The sequence below is a fragment of the Paenibacillus sp. FSL W7-1088 genome (assembly GCF_037969855.1).
Taxonomy (GTDB): Bacteria; Bacillota; Bacilli; order Paenibacillales; family Paenibacillaceae; genus Paenibacillus.
On the sequence record NZ_CP150216.1, the window covers coordinates 6582867 to 6600906 of the forward strand.

Consider the following 18040-nt stretch of genomic DNA (forward strand, 5'->3'; position numbering starts at 1 on the left):
GACGACAGAGCTGCTATACTCGTATATTCAAGTATGTTTTCTTATCTAGACTATCGATATTAAACGTTGAAGCGGAAGTGCATAACATCGCCGTCATTGACAACATACTCTTTACCTTCAAGACGAAGTTGTCCACGTTCTTTCGCACCGTTCATGGAACCGGCAGCAACCAGATCCTCGTAGGAAACAACCTCTGCCCGAATGAATCCGCGCTCGAAGTCGGTGTGAATGACACCCGCTGCGCCAGGTGCTTTGGTACCCTTACGGATTGTCCAAGCACGAACTTCTTGTACGCCTGCTGTGAAGTACGTATACAGACCCAGCAATTTGTAAGCAGCTTTGATCAACAGGTTCAGACCGGAATCCTCGATACCGAGCTCTTCCAGGAACATTTGTTTATCTTCGCCTTCAAGCTCCGAGATCTCTTCTTCCACTTTTGCACTGATCGGCACCACTTCTGCATTTTCAGCAGCGGCGAATTCTCTTACTTTTTGCACGTAAGCATTGTTTGCCACATCGCCGATTTCGTCCTCAGCTACATTGGCTGCGTACAGAACAGGCTTCAGGGTAAGCAAATGCAGATCGCGTACAATCAGACGTTCTTCGTCTGTAAGCTCCATGCTGCGTGCTGGCTTGTCTTCGTACAGAACAGCCTTCACTTTCTCCAGTACTTCCACTTCCTGAGCAGCTGACTTGTTGCCGCCCTTCATGTTTTTCTTGGAGCGATCAATTTTTTTCTCGACACTCTCGATATCGGCCAGAATCAGTTCCAGATTGATCGTCTGGATGTCGCTTACCGGATCAATTTTGCCATCGACGTGTGTGATGTTCTCGTCTACAAAGCAGCGCACCACATGTACAATGGCATCTACTTCACGAATGTGTGCAAGGAACTTGTTACCAAGACCTTCGCCTTTGCTCGCACCGCGAACAAGACCTGCAATATCTACGAATTCAAACGCCGTTGGTACCGTTTTTTTCGGTACAACGAGTTCTGTCAATTTGTCCAAACGCTCGTCCGGTACTTCAACGATCCCCACGTTAGGGTCAATCGTACAGAACGGATAGTTTGCCGATTCGGCACCAGCTTGTGTAATTGCGTTAAACAGTGTGGATTTACCAACGTTAGGCAGGCCCACGATTCCAGCTTTCAAAGCCATGTATATGACAACTCCTCATTGATTACTTGTTCGGTATGGATAATCCTATACATTATATATGACAAACCCCAAGGCATCAAGGAACTTCGCCAATTCGACCAGAGCACCCTCCGCTTTCCGAAATCCCCTGTTACAGAGGATGATTCGTTTTGCGTAGATCATACGTTTGACTTAGATTATCCGTGTTTAGATTTACCCTTTGATATCCTTGTACATCGTCAAATCGGTTACCTCATATCCCATTTTGCGATACAGGCTGCTCGCCCGCACATTATGTCCAAACACATGCAGACCAATGCGATCCACGCCAAGACTCAAGGCTTCCCTTTCAAGTGCTTCCATCGTCTCTGTACCATAACCCTTGCCCCGATAGGCTTCTTCGACCACAATATCCAGCAAAAAAGCGTCTTTTCCACGGCGGTTATCCGTAATGTTAAACCAGATATAACCCACATTCCCGTCAACGGCATGTACCAAATTATAGAGGTAAGCACCCGGTGTATTCAGCCCTTCAGGCAAATATCTGTCGTAGGATGCCTCTGCAAGTCCTTGCGCCTCTTCCGCAGCCCAAGTACCCGCCTCCACTTTCTCTTCTGCAAAATCTTTAATCGAGCGAACACGGAAATTTGCATATTCTTCTTGATTCATTGCGGTAAGTTTCATCAGAGTATCCCTCCACATTCATAAATATGTATACAGTTCTGGTGATGTATTTACCAACCAACAGAGCCCTATCTAAATTTGTTATCCTATTCAACAAAATGAAGATTATGGTATAATCACTGAAGCAACAGAAAGGCTAATATGGGCGGTCTCGGCTAACCTCTCGGAAGGGAGGTGATGCCCCGTGGAAGTATACCAAGCGATGACGCTAATGATTTCATTTGCGACTCTTGTTGTCTTGATACTTACAAACAAACGGAAATAGACCGCCCTCGGCAAAAGGAAGCGGTCTATTTTTAGGCTTTCATTCTAAATCCGGAGCCGAACCGCCCTTAAAAGCGGCTGTTGCAACGGGGAGTCGTGTTGGTATCACGGCTCTCTTTGCATTTTATACATTTCCTGACCTTATTATAACACGCATTTTAATGCGCAGTCCACAATTCAAGCCCCTGTTCCAACGTATTCCTATACAACTTTTAGTTACCTGATTCTGTTTATATCTATATGAAAGAAAGGAGCAGAAAACTTATGAATACGCGTCGTCCCTTTTCAAAAAGGAAAATAATCATCCTATCTACACTGATTCTCTTCATTGGATTAGTTATTTCTATGGGTTACCAGGCGATGGACCCCTTTAGACATTTAAGGATCACAATTTATAATCAGTCCGATTATGATCTCTCTAATATTACAGCACGTGTGAGCACCGGCGTTGACTCGTCCAATACAAACAATGAGGGTACTATACACGCCTTAAAGAAAGGTATACCCAGCGGTGAAAAATTGAAGTTCGCTCCACAGCTGCGACTCTCCGGTGAAGGATCCATCTATCTGGAGTTTACGGACAGCCGTGGTGAAACCTATAACAAGACGGTATGCGGTTATACCGAATACTTGTCTGGCAACTCTTATGTGACTGTAACCAACGAAACGATAACTGTGAAAGAAAAATGTATGTAATAACGATACTTCGTCCAAGAACTTATGTTAAAATATAGGGGCGAGCGACCCGCCAAAGTTTCTCGCCCAAAGTCGATTGAATTATTTAATCGGCTTTTTTATTTTAACTTGATTGTATTGATTAATTAGATCATCCAGGACCATAGATTGCTGTATAACATGAGGATGAAGCAGATCTCCGTTATAGTCCATCTTTAGTTGATAGAGCTTTTGTCTCGCTGCTTCGATCTGCAACTTGAGCTCACCACAATCCATATTCACCCCTCCCTGTTGTAACATTCTAGTCCATTCTGCTAATTAGTAGGAAATCAGGCGAACTCCAACACATTTTGGTCATCATCGTCTGTAACCATGTTGCCGAGCCTCACGGCTTCCTAATCTCCCTTCAAAAAAAACAGCAAAAAAAGACATTCCTAATACGAAAAAAAGCCCCCTATAAGGTAGACGGATTAAACCAGTCTGCTTAAGGAAGCATCTCAAATTAAAAAACGCTTTTTTTTGTTATGTTTGTTAACTTCCAAGTCCGTGACTGTTTGTTGTCATTTGGATAGCCGGTGGTTGTCCAGTATCTGCCTGAGTTGTTACTGGAACAGACATTACTACGACAATACTACAAACCACTATAAGCGAAACTAATTTTTTTCTCATTGAGATTTTGCACCTCACAGATCAGATTTTGGTACTGCTGAGTCACTGTATCAGAAGCATAACTTCGATATTTTTCAAATATCCCAACACATTTAAGCATAGATAAGCCACTGTTAATTTCAAGAGAAAAGAATAAACCGTCTAATAACGCTTTGAAACCTTTTTCATAGTCTTTTTTCCTTAAATAATACTCACTTAACCCCATTAATAGACGAACGTAGCGGTCACCTGTAAGCTGAGTGCTAATCTTTCCAATTCGGCTACCCTGTTCCTGATACAGCACAAATGATTCATATTCGTAAAGAACATAGTCAATATCCAAGTCATATTGATTAGCTGCAACGACAATCTCACATAAAGCTGGAAACACTTCATTTTCTTTATTTGAAATATACTCCAGGTATTCGGGTAGTACATGTAGTTGTCCATCTCTCAACATATACATAAAACGATTCGCTTCAGCCCATTCCTGGAATTGTTCCATCACAATTTGTTCAGCTTGACTAGGGGATTTCACCCAACTATGGTCAATATACTGTGTGATATAATCGAGGGCGATCTTGTAATCCTCAAGATAAAAACAGGCACTTCCCATGACTAAATAGGAATACAAAATATAAAATATAATCTCTTTTTTGACTTCTTTCGGCTTGGTGTTGCCCTGGAACTCATAATGAATGGTTGCTTTTACTTTCAGTTTCTCGCCCAATTCCAACAACTTATCCCATCGGCGCAAAGAAGCATACACATTAATCAGATCGTTCAACCCGTCCAGCTGATAAGGCTCGTCAAGCCGATCTACAAAAAACTCAAACTGCGTAGCAAGTGCAAGATTGCTCGTCTGGTCCTTGGAAAGCCCGATCGTGAACAAACGATACTGACTTAGAGCCAACCGTTCAGAGTGTTGCATTTTCTCACTTTCAGCTACACAACGATATAGGGGCTTGGCTGCTTCCAACTTCCCTTCGCGATATAGCTGCTCGGCCAACTCGAACAAAAGGGGTGCATAGGAAAGATTATCCATAATTAGATTAACGGCTTCTTCCATACAATTGACCTTACCGAGTTCGGCACAACGGTATAGAAAAGGCCCAAGTCTTCGCCAATCCGGGCTTGTATGTACAAAACACTCATTTATGTATAATTCATAGAAGTAACCCTCAGTTAAACCCATCCCTGCAGTAAGTCGATCCAGCTGCTGCATGCCTATGGGACGAAGCCCGTTCAGCGTACCACTCAACGTTCCTGAGTTAATTCCCGATATCTCAGAGAATTGATTGAGTGTCATATGGTTAGTTTTTAAATAGTCTGCCAAATGATCACGTATTGTGGTTACTGAGTTCAAAGGTACACCACCTTCCAAGCAAAATTAAGCAATGGTCAATAAAATAATACTATATTTTTGAATTTAATATCAATATTTTACTTGTAAATAATTTACTTTTACTATAAAAATACTTATCTTCATTGCCCATTTGCTGTAATGTGGTTCCAAAGGAGGTGGAATTGGTTATTTCTATAAAAATAAGATTGGACTACACATTAGATGCAGCCAGCGTCACTAAAAATGCACTAGCTAGGGAAGCAAAAGTCAGACCCAATCTTATATATGATTTGTGCGAAAGAAAAACGAAAAGGCTTGAGATTAATATGAAGCCTTCACCTTCTGACTTTAAAGAGAAACACAAACAAACCGTCCATTTTACTTTGGACGGTTTGTTTGGCTTTCTACTGACTCTAGTCATGTTAAAACACACGAAATAGATAAGGCTTTTCTTAGAGAGCTACATTAATTGTAAAAAAAATACAAAATTATCTTGATGAAAGCGCTTTATTTATGTTAGTGTTTATAGGGAAACAAAACCAAAAAAGGGAAGGTGTACAAATTTTGAATTTTAAAAGAAAACTGTTTGGATCGGTACTGTCTCTTGCTCTTATTCTACAGGTTTCACCAGTCAGTGCTACAGAAGATTCCACCTATGATCCTCTAACAGAATCAACTACTATTACTAAAGAATATCTTAAGAAAAAGGCAATTCGTGAAGGAAAGGAATTGGATGTGGCTGAATATGAAAGCAAACTTGAGAATGCAAAGACTCAATCCGAAATAGAAGAAATAATGGAATCTGTTGACGATTATTCAGTGCACACAGAAATTGAATATCAGAATAAGCTATATAGTGTAGATAATGTGGATAGTTTCGATAGATCTATAACCATTATGGCATCCCCTGGAGACACAAGACTGCGTACCGAATATTCTTATGGCGCACAAACATTATATGGAAATGAGCAAGGGGACTTAACTAAGATGGGATTTAAACTGCTTAATATTGGAGCTGGTATGACGCACCCTTATGTAGGAGCATTTATGACCGTCTTAGATCTATTTATCAAAGATAGTGAGTACGATAGCTATAAAAGTACAATCATTAGAACAATGCATGACTATGTAATAATTTATAAATATGTTGACGTGTACCAGTGGAATGGTTTCCAATATATCTGGGCACCAATGGCAACTTCAACTAAGAAAAATAGTTCTGCTCAGCTTAATGTTGTGTACTATAAAAATTCTGTCCGGTATACACCGAGTAATTATGATCTAGGGCAAATATCCGGTCAAGCTGGTGACTATTTTTACGATGAAGCAAGATTAACTCAACTCGCTAAAAATACTCTATCTCCTTTGTATTATGGTTACCAAGCTGGAACTGTTGTACCAGTAAATGTCTCCGGTAAATTTAAGTATTAAATATTATACCTTAAAGAGGGGGCAGAATTTTTTAGATTAAGTCCCCTTATCTTCTTACTTATTGTGGAGGTGTAAAGATGAAGAGAATAATTTTTGTTATTTTCCTTGGTTTGCTTGTTCTTTCAGCGTGCAGCAACAATGAGAAAATTGATATATCATCACCGTCTTATATGTTTAGTGAAGACTACAAAATAAGTAAGGAGATAGAGGTGAGTTTAAAAGGTCATTTCAATAAAGATGATAATAACTATGAGGGTTCGTTATCAATAAATGAAATTAATTTTAAAAAAGTACTTTTTAAACATAATTCCTTATTAATATCATATGAAGGCTCAGAAAGAACAGTACTAGGAGATATTTACTTGAATACTTCGGATAATCAATTTGCAATTGTAATTACTGAACCGTCATTATACAAGCAATTAACTAATGAGGAATACAATAAGGATGGTTTAATCATAAGTTCTCCCGCATCAAGCCTAGAGGAGGCGAGGAGTATAGAAGAAAATTTAAAAGCAATGGAGTGATTATGCAAGACACTCCCACTATAAATTAATATTTTCTCTTGTTTACTCACTCATTCTTAGATTTTTAACCATAGACTATTCGATATATGGATAATTCATGTAATAATTACATTATTTATAGTGGAGCCAGTGGCGGGAATAGAGATTGGAGGAAGTTGTCTCCAACCCCTGGATCATTCTTGTGATCGCACTTGGATATCCACACCTGACTCTTGACGGCTTACCCTCCATTTCACATTGGGTCACTGCCCTTACATTCCTTCGTTCTGCCTCTCAAGACATGGACGCCGTTTCTTGCTCCTTTACAGGGTCGTTGCCCTTATGGAATTGATTCCTGCGGCTGCTCCGTGCTTCCTTTGTCTTAGTTCTTTCATTCCGGTGAGAAACGTAAGTTCGGTTTTTCTTAAGCTGCCATCTGTAACTGAGCCTGACGTACTGGTCCTAGCACGTCGTTTGCATCGTACGGAATTTGCTTGGTGCCGAGCGTATGCAGGACACGTATGAGTTTCCCGCACAAGGCTACGAGCGATTGCTTTTTCTTCAGTGGATTCTGACTTCGCTTCGTGAAGTACTGGTGCAATGCCTTGAATTCCGTGTTTTTTGCTACCATGGGCATGACCGCCCGGAATAGCAGAGCCCTTAAGCGTGCGCGTCCACGTTTCGTAATGCTGGACTTGCCTTTTTTCTTTCCCGAACTATTCTCTTTGAGATTCAGTCCGGCCAGCCGAATAAGCTGCTGTCCATGCTCATAACCGCTCAGATCTCCAAATTCCGCCAGAAATCCCGCCAGCTTATTTATTTCCAATAGGTGTCGCACTTCATATTACAATCCGTCTATTATTAGTTATTTTACAAGAAAGAGATGGACAGTTATGATGGAATGAAATTAGCCTAATCGTTCTACAAAAGCTGTGATAAATGAAAATGTGGACATGATAGAATGCGTGAAAAGATGAAGGGATTCAAGAATACAATAATATAACATCACCAATAAAAGTTTAATTTTACCAATTATATTTATGCAAGTATAACAACAGAGAAACTATTACATATTAATTGTTGGAGGTATTGGATAAATGATCAGCAGAGCGAAAGATTTGATTCCAGTTGTTGAAGAGATAATTCAACTTAAACAAGTATGTGATCAAGCGGCAAGAGCTTTAGAAGAACACTACGGACACCTTAGTTCTATTGAGAAATTCGAAAAGTATGTTGAAGACAAACACAGTCAACACGCAAGAAGCAATATTGAAGATTATTTAGAAATATTATCCAAATACGATATTGCAATTATCCAATCAATAATGTATTCTGGACGCGATCATCACCGTTCTGTCTCTATTGAACATGAAAACAATGTTGAACAAACGGAAAGTTATGACGAAAATGATGGGTATACACCAAGGGATTCGTTTATTGCGTATTATAATAGTGTGAAAAATGATAATAAGAATGGAGCCATACAGCACCTATTGGGAAAGGGGCAGCTTACTCAATACTTAATTAATGGCATTCAAATAATTAGGACAATGTAAGAGAATGTTAAATAATAGAGCAATACATGTGTCGCTCTGTTTTTATAATGAAAGATTAATTTTACCCAGAAGAAAGCAGTCCTAATGGATTGTTTTTTTATTTTATGAGTGGAATAAATTTCTTCGAACACCACTGTTGCCAAAAGGTCACGAAAACAATGTTTTCGACAAGATTCGAGGTGCGAATCCCCCAGGGAAATCATGTAGGCTCAGGGTTCGCACCTCCGTTTTCGTCCCCGGCCTAACGCCGCTCCACCAGACGTGGTGTGCCTTTCAAATCCTCGATCCGCCCTGCACCAATGCCAAACATGACGGTACGCAGCTCGAATTCGACCTGCTCCAACCGCTCATTCAGCGCATCATCGGAAGCGACCGCAGATTCCAGCAAAGATCGCCCGAACCCAGCCAGATCCGCACCAAGCGCCAGCGCTTTGGCCGCATCCACGCCAGTGTACAATCCACCGCTGCCAATCAGAACACCTTCCGGGTTTACCGATCTCACTTCCTGAATACACTCCGCTGTCGGAATGCCCCAATCTGCAAAAGCTTCCGCTGCCGCACGACGTACCGGATTAGAATTCCGGAACTTCTCGACCTGCACCCAGCTTGTACCACCTGCTCCAGCCACATCGATAAAGGCCACACCTGCTTCGTACAATCGCTGTGCCGTTACTCCATCGATGCCAAAACCCACTTCTTTCACGCCAACAGGCACATCCAATTGACGGCACAGATCCTCGATTCGATAAAGCAATCCGCTAAAATCCGTGTTCCCTTCCGGCTGGAAAACCTCCTGCAACGTGTTCAAATGCAGCACCAGCATATCCGCGCCGGCAATCTCAACTGCCCGCTGAAAATCAGCAGTATTGAAGCCGTAGTTCAGCTGCACCGCACCGAGGTTCGCGATGACCGGAATATCCGGTGCCCAGCGCCGCACATCAAAGGTGGTTGCCAGTTCCGGCTGTTCCACGGCAGCACGAATCGAACCTACGCCGAGTGCCCAGCCTCGGGCGTTTGCCACACGGGCAAGCCGCTCATTGATGGCGCCCGTTGTTTTGCTTCCACCCGTCATCGAACTGATGAGCAGGGGTGTGCGCACCCTTTTACCAATAAACGCAGTCTCCAGACTTACCTCTTCAAAATTCAATTCAGGTAACGGGTTATGACGAAAAGCATACCGCTCCATTCCGCTGGTTACCCCTTCTCCTGCCACATTCTCTTCAAGACAGAGGCGCACATGCTCCAGCTTCCGTTCCCCCGTAGCCACCTCGGGAAGCAGCCGTTCGCCAGCTCGCTCTTGTTCATTCATGATGAGACCTCCTTATGTGAGAATAGTGCTGATGGACAGGATCATTGCCAGTTTCGGCCAGGTTCCGTTCAGGATGTTGCCCAGTGCAGCAGAGAGATTCTCAGAAATATTAATTCTTATTATGTAACGTACAAACGGTATGATTTGGATCTATATTATAAATGATATTTACACTCAATGCGTCAACTCTACCAGTATAACGTTCCGTCCCAGCAATGGAAAGGGTGCCCCGAAACCCAACATTAGCTTGAATTTCGAGGCCCCATTTATATTGGCTGCTCAAATATTTGGAGGTTGGATCAGTTATTCTGTTATACGAATTGTTTCTATAACTTACGTTACGATCTCCGATGCAAGCTGCGCGCCAACAAGCTGCCCGGATAACGTCACAATGGGCGTGCCGCCGCCCGGATGCGTCGTGCCGCCCACGTACCACAGCCCTTGCACATCCTTGCTTTTGTTGCCGGGGCGCATGAAGGTCTGCTTCACGGAGTTGGACGAGATGCCGTAGATCGACCCTTGATGGGCCAGGGTTTCCCGTTCAATATCCTGTGGCGTGTACCGGATCAGGACATCCGACTGCTTCAATCCCATAATTCCCCTCTCGGCCAGCTTCTCCAACACCAATTCTCCATAACGATCCATCTGCTCATCCCAATGCCAGGAGTCCGACAAATACGGAGCGTTCACCAGAATGAACAGATTGCTGGCTCCCGCTGGAGCCATACCCGCTTCCGAATAACCGGAATAACAGATGTAGATCGTGGGATCGGCAGGCATTTTTCGGTCACGGAAAATATGGTCAAACTCCGGTTCATACCGTTCCGGAAAAAAGACGGTATGGTGCAGCAGGGATTCATACTGTCTCCGCACACCAGCCAATGTTACAAACCCCGAAATCGACGGCTCATACTTGCGAATTCGTTGATCACTCATCTGTTTGCGATATTCTGGCGCAAGCAGCAGCCGATTGACGCTCAGCACATCTCCATTTGCAACAACCTGATCGGCTTCCCGGAAGCCCTGATCCGTATCCACGCCTGCCACCTTGCCATGCCTGACAACAATTTGCCGGACTTCGATGCCAGTAACGATCTGCACCCCTTTTTCCTGTGCAAGCTGTGTCATGGCTTCTATGAGTTGATAGGTTCCACCTTTCACCCCATAGACACCCTCTTCTGCTTCCACATGGCCCATCATGGCAAAGATCGAAGGCGCCTGATAGGGCGATGATCCAACATAGGTCGCATACCGACCGAACATCGCAAGGGTATGGGGGTGCTGGAAATAAGAACGCAGCAGCTTGTCCAGCTTCACTGTAGGCCGTACGCGCAACAGACTGCGCAGCATTCGAAGATTATATTTATCCTTGGGCGACAACAGCAGCTTTCCAAGAAAATGACGATTAGCTTCCGCATACAGCGCAGCAGACTCATCCATAAATGCATCATAACGGGCTGCATCCTCTGGGCTGTAGTCAGCAATCTGCTCCTTCATCCACCCTCGATTACCCGACAAATCGACCACGGTCCCATCCGGGAATATATTACGCGTACGTGGCTCCAACTCATATAACTGCACGTAATCTTCCATATCTACATCTGCGTGATCGAAGACAGAACGGAAGCTTGCAGGCATCGTGATCGTACTTGGCCCTCGGTCAAAATGATATCCATCCTGCTCAATCTGCTGCAGCTTTCCACCGACCCGCTCCTGCCGTTCCAGAATGGTGACCCGTACGCCCTGTGAAGCTAACCGAATGGCACACGATAGACCTCCAAAGCCTGCTCCGATAATAATGACGTTACCCTTCAACTGTACCGCCTACCTTTCCATACATACCCCTTGCCGGAACGACCTGCCTGCCAGGAAGCTATACCAATCGCAATGACACAGGCCATACTAATCGGTTGCAGGAAAGCAAGCCACCAGGGTTGTCCTCCAGCGTGATCCGATACCCTTTTGACTGCCATCCCGAGCACGGTTCCCGTAAGACCATAGATGATGGACATAGCATTGCCCGTCAACAAACCGATAACCAGACCGAGCGGAGGCACAATATACATCACTGTATACATCAGCATCGTGCCCAACAGCAGCACATCTTTGCGCCCCATGCCTTCGTACATGTTTTTCTTATACCCGTTCCACACTTCTGCACCATTCTGGTACATTCGTGTATTCGTCACGTCATGAACATCGGCCAACATAACGGGATGTCCCGCACGCTTAACCGCCTTCGCCAGACTCATGTCATCGACCAGATCAGCCTGGATTGCAGCATGTCCACCGGAGGCCTTATAACTGGAACGATGAATGAGCAAAAAAGCCCCAGTAGCGGCTACAAACATCGGATTAGATGATCTGCGTATCATGAAAATAGGAAGATGACTGATGATGGTGAACACCATCATGGGCACAACGAGCTTTTCCATCCAGGTCTTCGTCACCTGATAGGGGAATCCTGTGACGAGGCCCCCACCTTGCTCACACCCCGCAGCAATCGTCTGCCGAATGGCTGCAGGTTCCAAGCGCACATCGGCATCCACGAACATAAACCATTCACCCTTGGCCTCCTGCACCAGTCGGTGACAGGCATGAGATTTACCCATCCAGCCTGCGGGCAGCTCCACGCCATGCAGCAGGCGCACACGTGGATCACGATCAGCAATCCCCTGAACTATAGCAGCGGTCTCATCTTCAGAGCGATCATCCAGCACCAGTACTTCCATCCGAAATCCGGATGTATCGCTGGCAAGCACACTTTCCAGACATCCTTGAATGTGGAGTTTCTCGTTGCGGGCAGGGATCAGCACAGAGACCAGGATATCCTTGTTTTTGAATTCGTCTGCGTTGAATGAACGCACTTTGGGCAGACAGGAGACGTTCCATACTGCGAACACCAACTGAACGCCCAATACACAAGTCAGTATAATCCATCCTATTTCAGATGCATTCATCGCTAACGGTTCACCCGCTTTCGTGCGGCATCGTATTTTTCACTCGTAGAACGCACATGGCGGATCAGTGGAAAAGCACCCGGCAAACTGCCCTGCCCGATGCGTACCAGCTCTGATTTATGATCATTCAACTGCTGCTCCAGCACCCTGCTCAATCTGGCGGCAATCTCTTCACTCTTCCATGTCTTCCAATCTTCTATCACAGGCGTACCCACCTGCATCGATATTTCCGGCAAATCATGCTGAACCATGCCATGACACAAAGTCACGGGTACAGCTACGGCGCGCGAGGAGCGGCGTAGCAGCAGACCAATGCCTGGACGAAACTCGATTGGCCTGGCATCCTGATGCAGAATTTCCCCTTGGGGAAAGATCCAGACCCTTTTGCCAGATTGAAGCAGCTCGGTCGTATATTGCAAGGAGGTTCGAATGCTGGATGCATTCTCCTTGTTGATTGAATACGCGCCAAGTTTGCGAAAAAAGGCATATTGTCGCAGCTGCTCTTCTTCCATCATGACATAATGATCTCCACGGGAAGTCTGCTGCGACGCATGATAGAGCAGCAGACCATCCCACCAGGAGCTGTGGTTCATGAAATAGATGACCGGTTGATCCGGTTCCATGGGTGAATCCGTATTCGGGAGTAGCGGGTCCAATGAACCTGATAATGTAAACGAGCGAAAACGTCTCCGCAGCAAATAATAATGATTGTATAAGGAAAAAATCCGGTTAAACGGTTTTGATTTTACGGCGCGAATCATATAGCCAGCTCCCCTCAGCAAGAAGCACACCCACAATAGCAATGATAAAGCTGCCCGTAATTCCTTCTTTGAGAGCTAGTAACCCAAACAAAAGAATAAACAGCTGATACAACCATTTCGCACGCAGCAATGAGCTTCGATCTGAAGGCATTGCCGGAAGAAACAAGGAGAGGAACGCTCCCATTACAAACCAGCTTATGTAATTGGTCCAGGGCACACCGTAGAATCCACCTGGAGCCTGCCATTGCCAGAATCCTCTGGCATGCGCAACCGGGTCCAGTACCAGATCGAGCACGATAGCCCAAAATCCGGTCTTAACCGCCCGGATCAGCTTGCCGGTCCAGGTCGAGCCACCGCCACTGAGCAGAGCCGAGTTACCAACTACGGCAATCCAGGCGAAGCCTAATGTAACGGGTACACTGAACAGGTGGATTCCGAAGAAGTCCGAATACGAATACTCGCCAAAGGGCCAGTGTGTATGCACGCCGACCCATTCTACTCCCATGCCTCCCAGCCATATAATAAAGGAAACCAGCCAGAGTTCAGGTTTTATCCAGATGACTGACTGGTCGGACAACCCTGTCCGTCTCCGTCCTTGATATATCAGATCCAGCACGTACAGTGCATAGAAGATTAGAAACAAGCCGTTGGAGAAGGACAGTACATCCGGAACGCCAATCGTCAGCATCAGTGCCGCTCCGATGAAATACCACGCCCAGTACAGGCCCTGAACCATCAGGATACCGCCGTGCGGGAGGCTTGGTAAGCCAGAATTGGATAACGTTTCACAATGGCACCCAGCATCTCCAGTTTCAGCTCATCACTAACAAATGCACGCTTGGTATACACGTCGTAGTCGTTGCGCTCAACCGCATGCAGAATGGTCGAGTAAAAGGCTGCCGCCAGCTCAATGGCAAATGCACTTTCGGTTGGATACGTATCCAGACGGTCCATACCTACTCGGAACCAGCCCAGCGCAGCTGCTTTTAGTTCATGAATAATGGCTTTAAACCTTTCGTCAACCACACCGTTAGTCCAATCCTGTTCGGAATATCCATGCTCCTCCATCAACTCCAGCGGTACATAGCGGCGGGCTCTTGCCCGGTCTTCGCCCACATCACGGATAATATTGACGATCTGCATACCTTTGCCCAGCGCAATCCCGTTGATTGCGACTTCAGCTCCGTTATCATCCCGCAATACAGGCAGCAGCATCTCGCCCACGGTTCCGGCAACCAGATAACAATAATGCTCCAGTTCCTCCATCGTTGTATAATGCGTGACTTTAAGATCGGTTAGTTGTCCGTCCATTTGACGGAAGAAAGGCCCTTTATCTAAATGAGGGAAGCTTGTAAACAGCCATCGTAATGCCGGCCAAATAAAATGTCCTTCCGCTTCTTCCAACTGACTGAAGAGATTGCGGATTTCATGAATCGTATAGGGCGACTGCTCCGGCTCATCCACACTGTCATCGATCATGCGGCAAAAAGCATAGATCACGTACACGGCCTCGCGGCGTGGGCTGGGCAGACCTCTGAAGGCTTGATAAAAAGATGACGAGCCCTTTTGCATTAATTCCTCACATTTGTTCAAAATCGCTTCATTCATGTTTCCATCTCCTTCGTGAGTAGATTTACTGCCATCCGTGCACTTTGCATCACAATAGGAACCCCGCCTCCCGGATGTACAGACGCTCCTGCCGCATATAGTCCCCGAATTGCCGGGAACGGCTTCGGTTGCGGACGATATACACCGGATTGGAACAGTACGGGTGCGATGCCAAAGCTGCCGCCGCCATACAGCCCGTCACGCTCAGCGTCAGCGGGAGTACGTATTTTTTGCCACCTGATCGCTTCACGGAGTCCCGGAAATCCACGTTGTTCCGCTTCTTCCAGCACACGCTCTGCCAGCGCCTCGCTCTCCCGAGACCAGTCGACACCATCGGCATCCGGCACCGGAATGAGGAAGTACAACACACTCTGACCTGGCGGAGCTGCCGTCTCGTCCAATGCAGCCGGATTGAATACATAAAAAGAGGACTTTGCCGGAATGCGGCGCTGGTTAAACACTTCCCGTAAACTGCCGTCCAGACTTGGGGGCAGGAAAAACTGATGCGTCGTGGCATCCTCCCAGGTTTTGTCTACCCCCGCATAGATCAACACACATCCCGATGAGGGACGATATGGCTTTCGTTTGCGTGAACCATCAGGCGTCTGACCAAGCAGACCAGACAGGTGGGGGAAATCACCATTGTAGATAACTGCATCCACATTTTCTGCGCCTGCGGCGGTTTCTATACCTTCGCATACACCATTTTTAATATTCAGTCCCGTCACTTCGGTGTTTAATACGACACGTCCACCACGTGATATTAGTTCCTGTTCCAGTATGGCAGGTAATGCAGCATAACCGCCTTTCACCATCCAAATGCCATATTCGTGCTCTGCATAAGGAAGAAGGGAGTAAATGCCCGGCGTACCGAAGGGAGAGCCTCCAATGTAGAGACTTTGCAGCGAATATGCATCCAATAGTTCCTCATGCTGAAAATAATCACCTACAGCCTTCCGTACACTCTTGTGTGCGCGTAATCGGCCCATCAGGGACATCAGAGAGGGAGTGAAGAAATCCCTTTTTCGTGGAAAAGCCCGTTCCAGAAACGCAGCCCGTCCAGCCGGAAACAGCGTGTCCATATCTTTCATAAATTTCGAGAATCCTTGGCTTTCTCCAGGGAAGAGACGTTCAATCTCTTCGGCCTGCTGTTCACGAGCCGTCATTTTGGTCATCACACGTCCACTACTGTAATGCACCCTGTACAATGGATCACAACGCAGCAGCTCAACCTTCGAACGATCCACCCCCGCTTCCTCCAAAATGCCAAGCAGCATCTCGGGCAGAAGTACGATCGTAGGGCCCTGATCGATTCGATAGTCCCCTTCCTGCTCGTAGCCGATACGACCTCCAACTCTGGAACCCCGTTCGTATACCGTTACATCCCAACCCTGTTTATTCAGCAGCAACGCTGAAGTCAGTCCACCAATGCCTGCACCTACGATGGCAGCCCGTTTCATGAATGGCCTCCCGCTTCCGCCGTCTTCACATACGAGGATGGTTTAGAGCTCGTGCGAGCGTCCTCTTCCTGAATTAGCTTCACGCTGATCCGAGCTGATTCGAAGATGGTCGGTAATCCACTGCCCGGGTGGGTTCCGCCACCCACCAGCCACACTTTTTTCAACTCCTCAAACTGGTTATGCGGCCTCAAGTACATCATCTGTCCGAGGTTATGAGCCATGTTGAACGTTGCTCCGCGATACACATCCAGTTCATTTTGCCAGTCCAGCGGTGTAAACATCATGGATTCTTCAATACGGCTGCGGATGTCTGCCAGCTCAGGAATCGATTCCATCCGCTTCATCATCGCCTCCCGCACGTTCTCCCGTTCCACCTCCCAATTGATGTCGCCAGTCAGGTTCGGTGTAGGCATGAGAACATAAAGAGCAGATTTTCCTTCCGGTGCGAGCGTCGAATCGAGTCTGGACGGGTTATGAATATAGAGAGATGGATCAGCAGACAACACTTTGTGCTTCGTAATCTCGTCGACGTTCAGTCGATAGTCCTCGGGAAAATAAATGGAATGGTGCGGCAGATCGACATCACCGTCTACCCCCAGATACAACATCGCTGTGGAGCAGGAGAACTTCTTGCGTTTCATTTTCTCGGGTGTATATTTCTTGAGTACGCCTGGTTCAAACAGATGATTCACCGCATGCGCGAAGTCTGCATTAACAACGACATGATCTGTTTCGATGCGTTCACCGTTTTCAAGCAAAATACCTTCTGCTCTCCCATTGCGAACAATGACCTGTTGAACTGGACAGGATGTATGTATTCGTCCTCCGTACTCCTCCACGACATCAGCCATGGCTTGAAATACGCGATTGACCCCACCAATAGGATGAAACAATCCATAATGGTGCTCAATAAACGACAGAATCGTAAACGTACCCGGGCAATCCCAAGCGGACATGCCGAGGTATTTGGACTGGAACGTAAATGCCCAGCGGAGACGCTCGTCTGTAAAGTAACGGGACAGGATGCCGTATACTGTATTGTTAATGTCCAGTTTCGGCAGAGCCGATATGGCGTCTTTTCTCAAATAATCGGCCAGTTTTCCGAAAGGCCTGCGCAGCAAAGGCATGACTTTGCCAAACTTCACTTCTTCTTCCTGCATGAACCGAAGGTAATTGTCCTCGTTGCCGGGGAAAAGTTCCTTGATCTGTGCGGCTGTATCTTCACGATTGCGGGAAGGCGTAAACACCTTATCGCCAAAGTTCAGGGCATACAGCGGAGTCAGCTCTTTCATCTCCACATAGTCGGATAGCTTGCGTCCTACAACATCGAACATCTCTTCAATCAGCTGAGGTATCATCAAAAACGTTGCACCCCGGTCGAACCGATATTCGCCCAGCTCCAGTCTGGCGGAACGTCCCCCAATGACTGACTGTTTCTCATACACATCTACGTCGTACCCCTGGCCAGACAATAACATCGCTGCTGCAAGTCCACCCGGACCTGCACCAATGACAGCTGCACGTTTACGTTGCTGATTCGGTATCATGCCACTCACCTTTCCTATGTTAAGAACTATCTCTAGGACTATAGTCTTCAACCTATATTAAACCGCCCATGAACAGTTCAAGCGGGTAAACGCAAAAACATTATACAAATATAGTACAAATATTATACACCTATTAAAACAAAAAAT

General features: G+C 46.0%; 17 protein-coding genes and 1 pseudogene. 5 read left to right on the top strand and 13 right to left on the bottom strand.

Annotated features, from left to right (window positions below):
• Nucleotides 1-59 precede the first annotated feature (59 nt).
• The gene (gene ychF / locus MKY42_RS29785; protein ID WP_090903502.1) at nt 60-1160 is read right to left on the bottom strand and encodes a redox-regulated ATPase YchF; all 1101 of its coding nucleotides are present in this window, start codon (nt 1158-1160) and stop codon (nt 60-62) included.
• A 192-nt stretch (nt 1161-1352) separates the two neighbouring features.
• Nucleotides 1353-1823, bottom strand: coding sequence for a GNAT family N-acetyltransferase (locus MKY42_RS29790; protein ID WP_090903501.1), 471 nt, complete (start codon nt 1821-1823; stop codon nt 1353-1355).
• A 528-nt stretch (nt 1824-2351) separates the two neighbouring features.
• Between MKY42_RS29790 and MKY42_RS29795 the strand changes: the two genes are divergently transcribed.
• The gene (locus tag MKY42_RS29795; protein ID WP_090903500.1) at nt 2352-2783 is read left to right on the top strand and encodes a hypothetical protein; all 432 of its coding nucleotides are present in this window, start codon (nt 2352-2354) and stop codon (nt 2781-2783) included.
• An 81-nt stretch (nt 2784-2864) separates the two neighbouring features.
• Here MKY42_RS29795 and MKY42_RS29800 read toward each other — a convergent pair whose 3' ends face one another.
• Both MKY42_RS29800 and MKY42_RS29805 read right to left on the bottom strand, forming a co-directional pair.
• Complete coding sequence (locus MKY42_RS29800) at nt 2865-3038, bottom strand: aspartyl-phosphate phosphatase Spo0E family protein (protein WP_090903499.1); 174 nt, start codon at nt 3036-3038, stop codon at nt 2865-2867.
• A 355-nt stretch (nt 3039-3393) separates the two neighbouring features.
• Complete coding sequence (locus tag MKY42_RS29805) at nt 3394-4719, bottom strand: transcriptional regulator (RefSeq protein WP_339846829.1); 1326 nt, start codon at nt 4717-4719, stop codon at nt 3394-3396.
• Between the two features lie 218 nt (nt 4720-4937).
• Here MKY42_RS29805 and MKY42_RS29810 point away from each other — a divergent pair, with 218 nt between their 5' ends.
• From MKY42_RS29810 to MKY42_RS29820, 3 genes are all read left to right on the top strand, one after another.
• Nucleotides 4938-5195 (top strand): hypothetical protein, encoded by a 258-nt coding sequence (locus MKY42_RS29810; RefSeq protein WP_090903497.1) that lies wholly within the window; start codon nt 4938-4940, stop codon nt 5193-5195.
• Nucleotides 5196-5319: 124 nt separating this feature from the next.
• Nucleotides 5320-6186, top strand: coding sequence for a hypothetical protein (locus MKY42_RS29815; protein WP_143067068.1), 867 nt, complete (start codon nt 5320-5322; stop codon nt 6184-6186).
• A 77-nt stretch (nt 6187-6263) separates the two neighbouring features.
• Nucleotides 6264-6713, top strand: a complete 450-nt coding sequence (locus MKY42_RS29820; protein ID WP_090903495.1) for a membrane lipoprotein lipid attachment site-containing protein — start codon at nt 6264-6266, stop codon at nt 6711-6713.
• Between the two features lie 403 nt (nt 6714-7116).
• Here MKY42_RS29820 and MKY42_RS29825 read toward each other — a convergent pair.
• Nucleotides 7117-7503: pseudogene (locus tag MKY42_RS29825) on the bottom strand (transposase); the annotation flags it as partial.
• Nucleotides 7504-7789: 286 nt separating this feature from the next.
• Here MKY42_RS29825 and MKY42_RS29830 point away from each other — a divergent pair.
• Complete coding sequence (locus MKY42_RS29830; protein ID WP_090903494.1) at nt 7790-8248, top strand: hypothetical protein; 459 nt, start codon at nt 7790-7792, stop codon at nt 8246-8248.
• 241 nt (nt 8249-8489) lie between these two features.
• On the opposite strand, the gene fni is transcribed toward MKY42_RS29830, so the two are convergent.
• The 8 genes from fni to crtI (MKY42_RS29870) form a co-directional block, all read right to left on the bottom strand.
• Nucleotides 8490-9557 carry a type 2 isopentenyl-diphosphate Delta-isomerase gene (fni, locus tag MKY42_RS29835; protein ID WP_090903493.1) on the bottom strand — a complete coding sequence of 356 codons (1068 nt, stop codon included), beginning with the start codon at nt 9555-9557 and terminating at the stop codon, nt 8490-8492.
• 333 nt (nt 9558-9890) lie between these two features.
• Nucleotides 9891-11372, bottom strand: a complete 1482-nt coding sequence (gene crtI, locus MKY42_RS29840; RefSeq protein ID WP_339846836.1) for a phytoene desaturase family protein — start codon at nt 11370-11372, stop codon at nt 9891-9893.
• Complete coding sequence (locus MKY42_RS29845) at nt 11369-12517, bottom strand: glycosyltransferase family 2 protein (RefSeq protein WP_339846839.1); 1149 nt, start codon at nt 12515-12517, stop codon at nt 11369-11371. Before MKY42_RS29845 ends, crtI (MKY42_RS29840) begins: the two co-directional genes overlap by 4 nt.
• A gap of 2 nt (nt 12518-12519) precedes the next feature.
• Nucleotides 12520-13278: a lysophospholipid acyltransferase family protein gene (locus MKY42_RS29850; RefSeq protein ID WP_090903490.1), complete on the bottom strand. Its 759-nt coding sequence runs from the start codon at nt 13276-13278 to the stop codon at nt 12520-12522.
• The gene (locus MKY42_RS29855) at nt 13247-14014 is read right to left on the bottom strand and encodes a carotenoid biosynthesis protein (protein ID WP_339846843.1); all 768 of its coding nucleotides are present in this window, start codon (nt 14012-14014) and stop codon (nt 13247-13249) included. The genes MKY42_RS29850 and MKY42_RS29855 overlap by 32 nt, the downstream gene beginning before the upstream one ends.
• Nucleotides 14014-14886, bottom strand: coding sequence for a phytoene/squalene synthase family protein (locus tag MKY42_RS29860; protein ID WP_339846845.1), 873 nt, complete (start codon nt 14884-14886; stop codon nt 14014-14016). Before MKY42_RS29860 ends, MKY42_RS29855 begins: the two co-directional genes overlap by 1 nt.
• A complete protein-coding gene (gene crtI / locus MKY42_RS29865; protein ID WP_179262748.1) occupies nt 14883-16346 on the bottom strand; it encodes a phytoene desaturase family protein in 1464 nt (487 codons plus the stop codon). Before crtI (MKY42_RS29865) ends, MKY42_RS29860 begins: the two co-directional genes overlap by 4 nt.
• Nucleotides 16343-17893 (bottom strand): phytoene desaturase family protein, encoded by a 1551-nt coding sequence (gene crtI, locus MKY42_RS29870; protein ID WP_339846850.1) that lies wholly within the window; start codon nt 17891-17893, stop codon nt 16343-16345. The genes crtI (MKY42_RS29865) and crtI (MKY42_RS29870) overlap by 4 nt, the downstream gene beginning before the upstream one ends.
• Between the last annotated feature and the right edge of the window lie 147 nt (nt 17894-18040).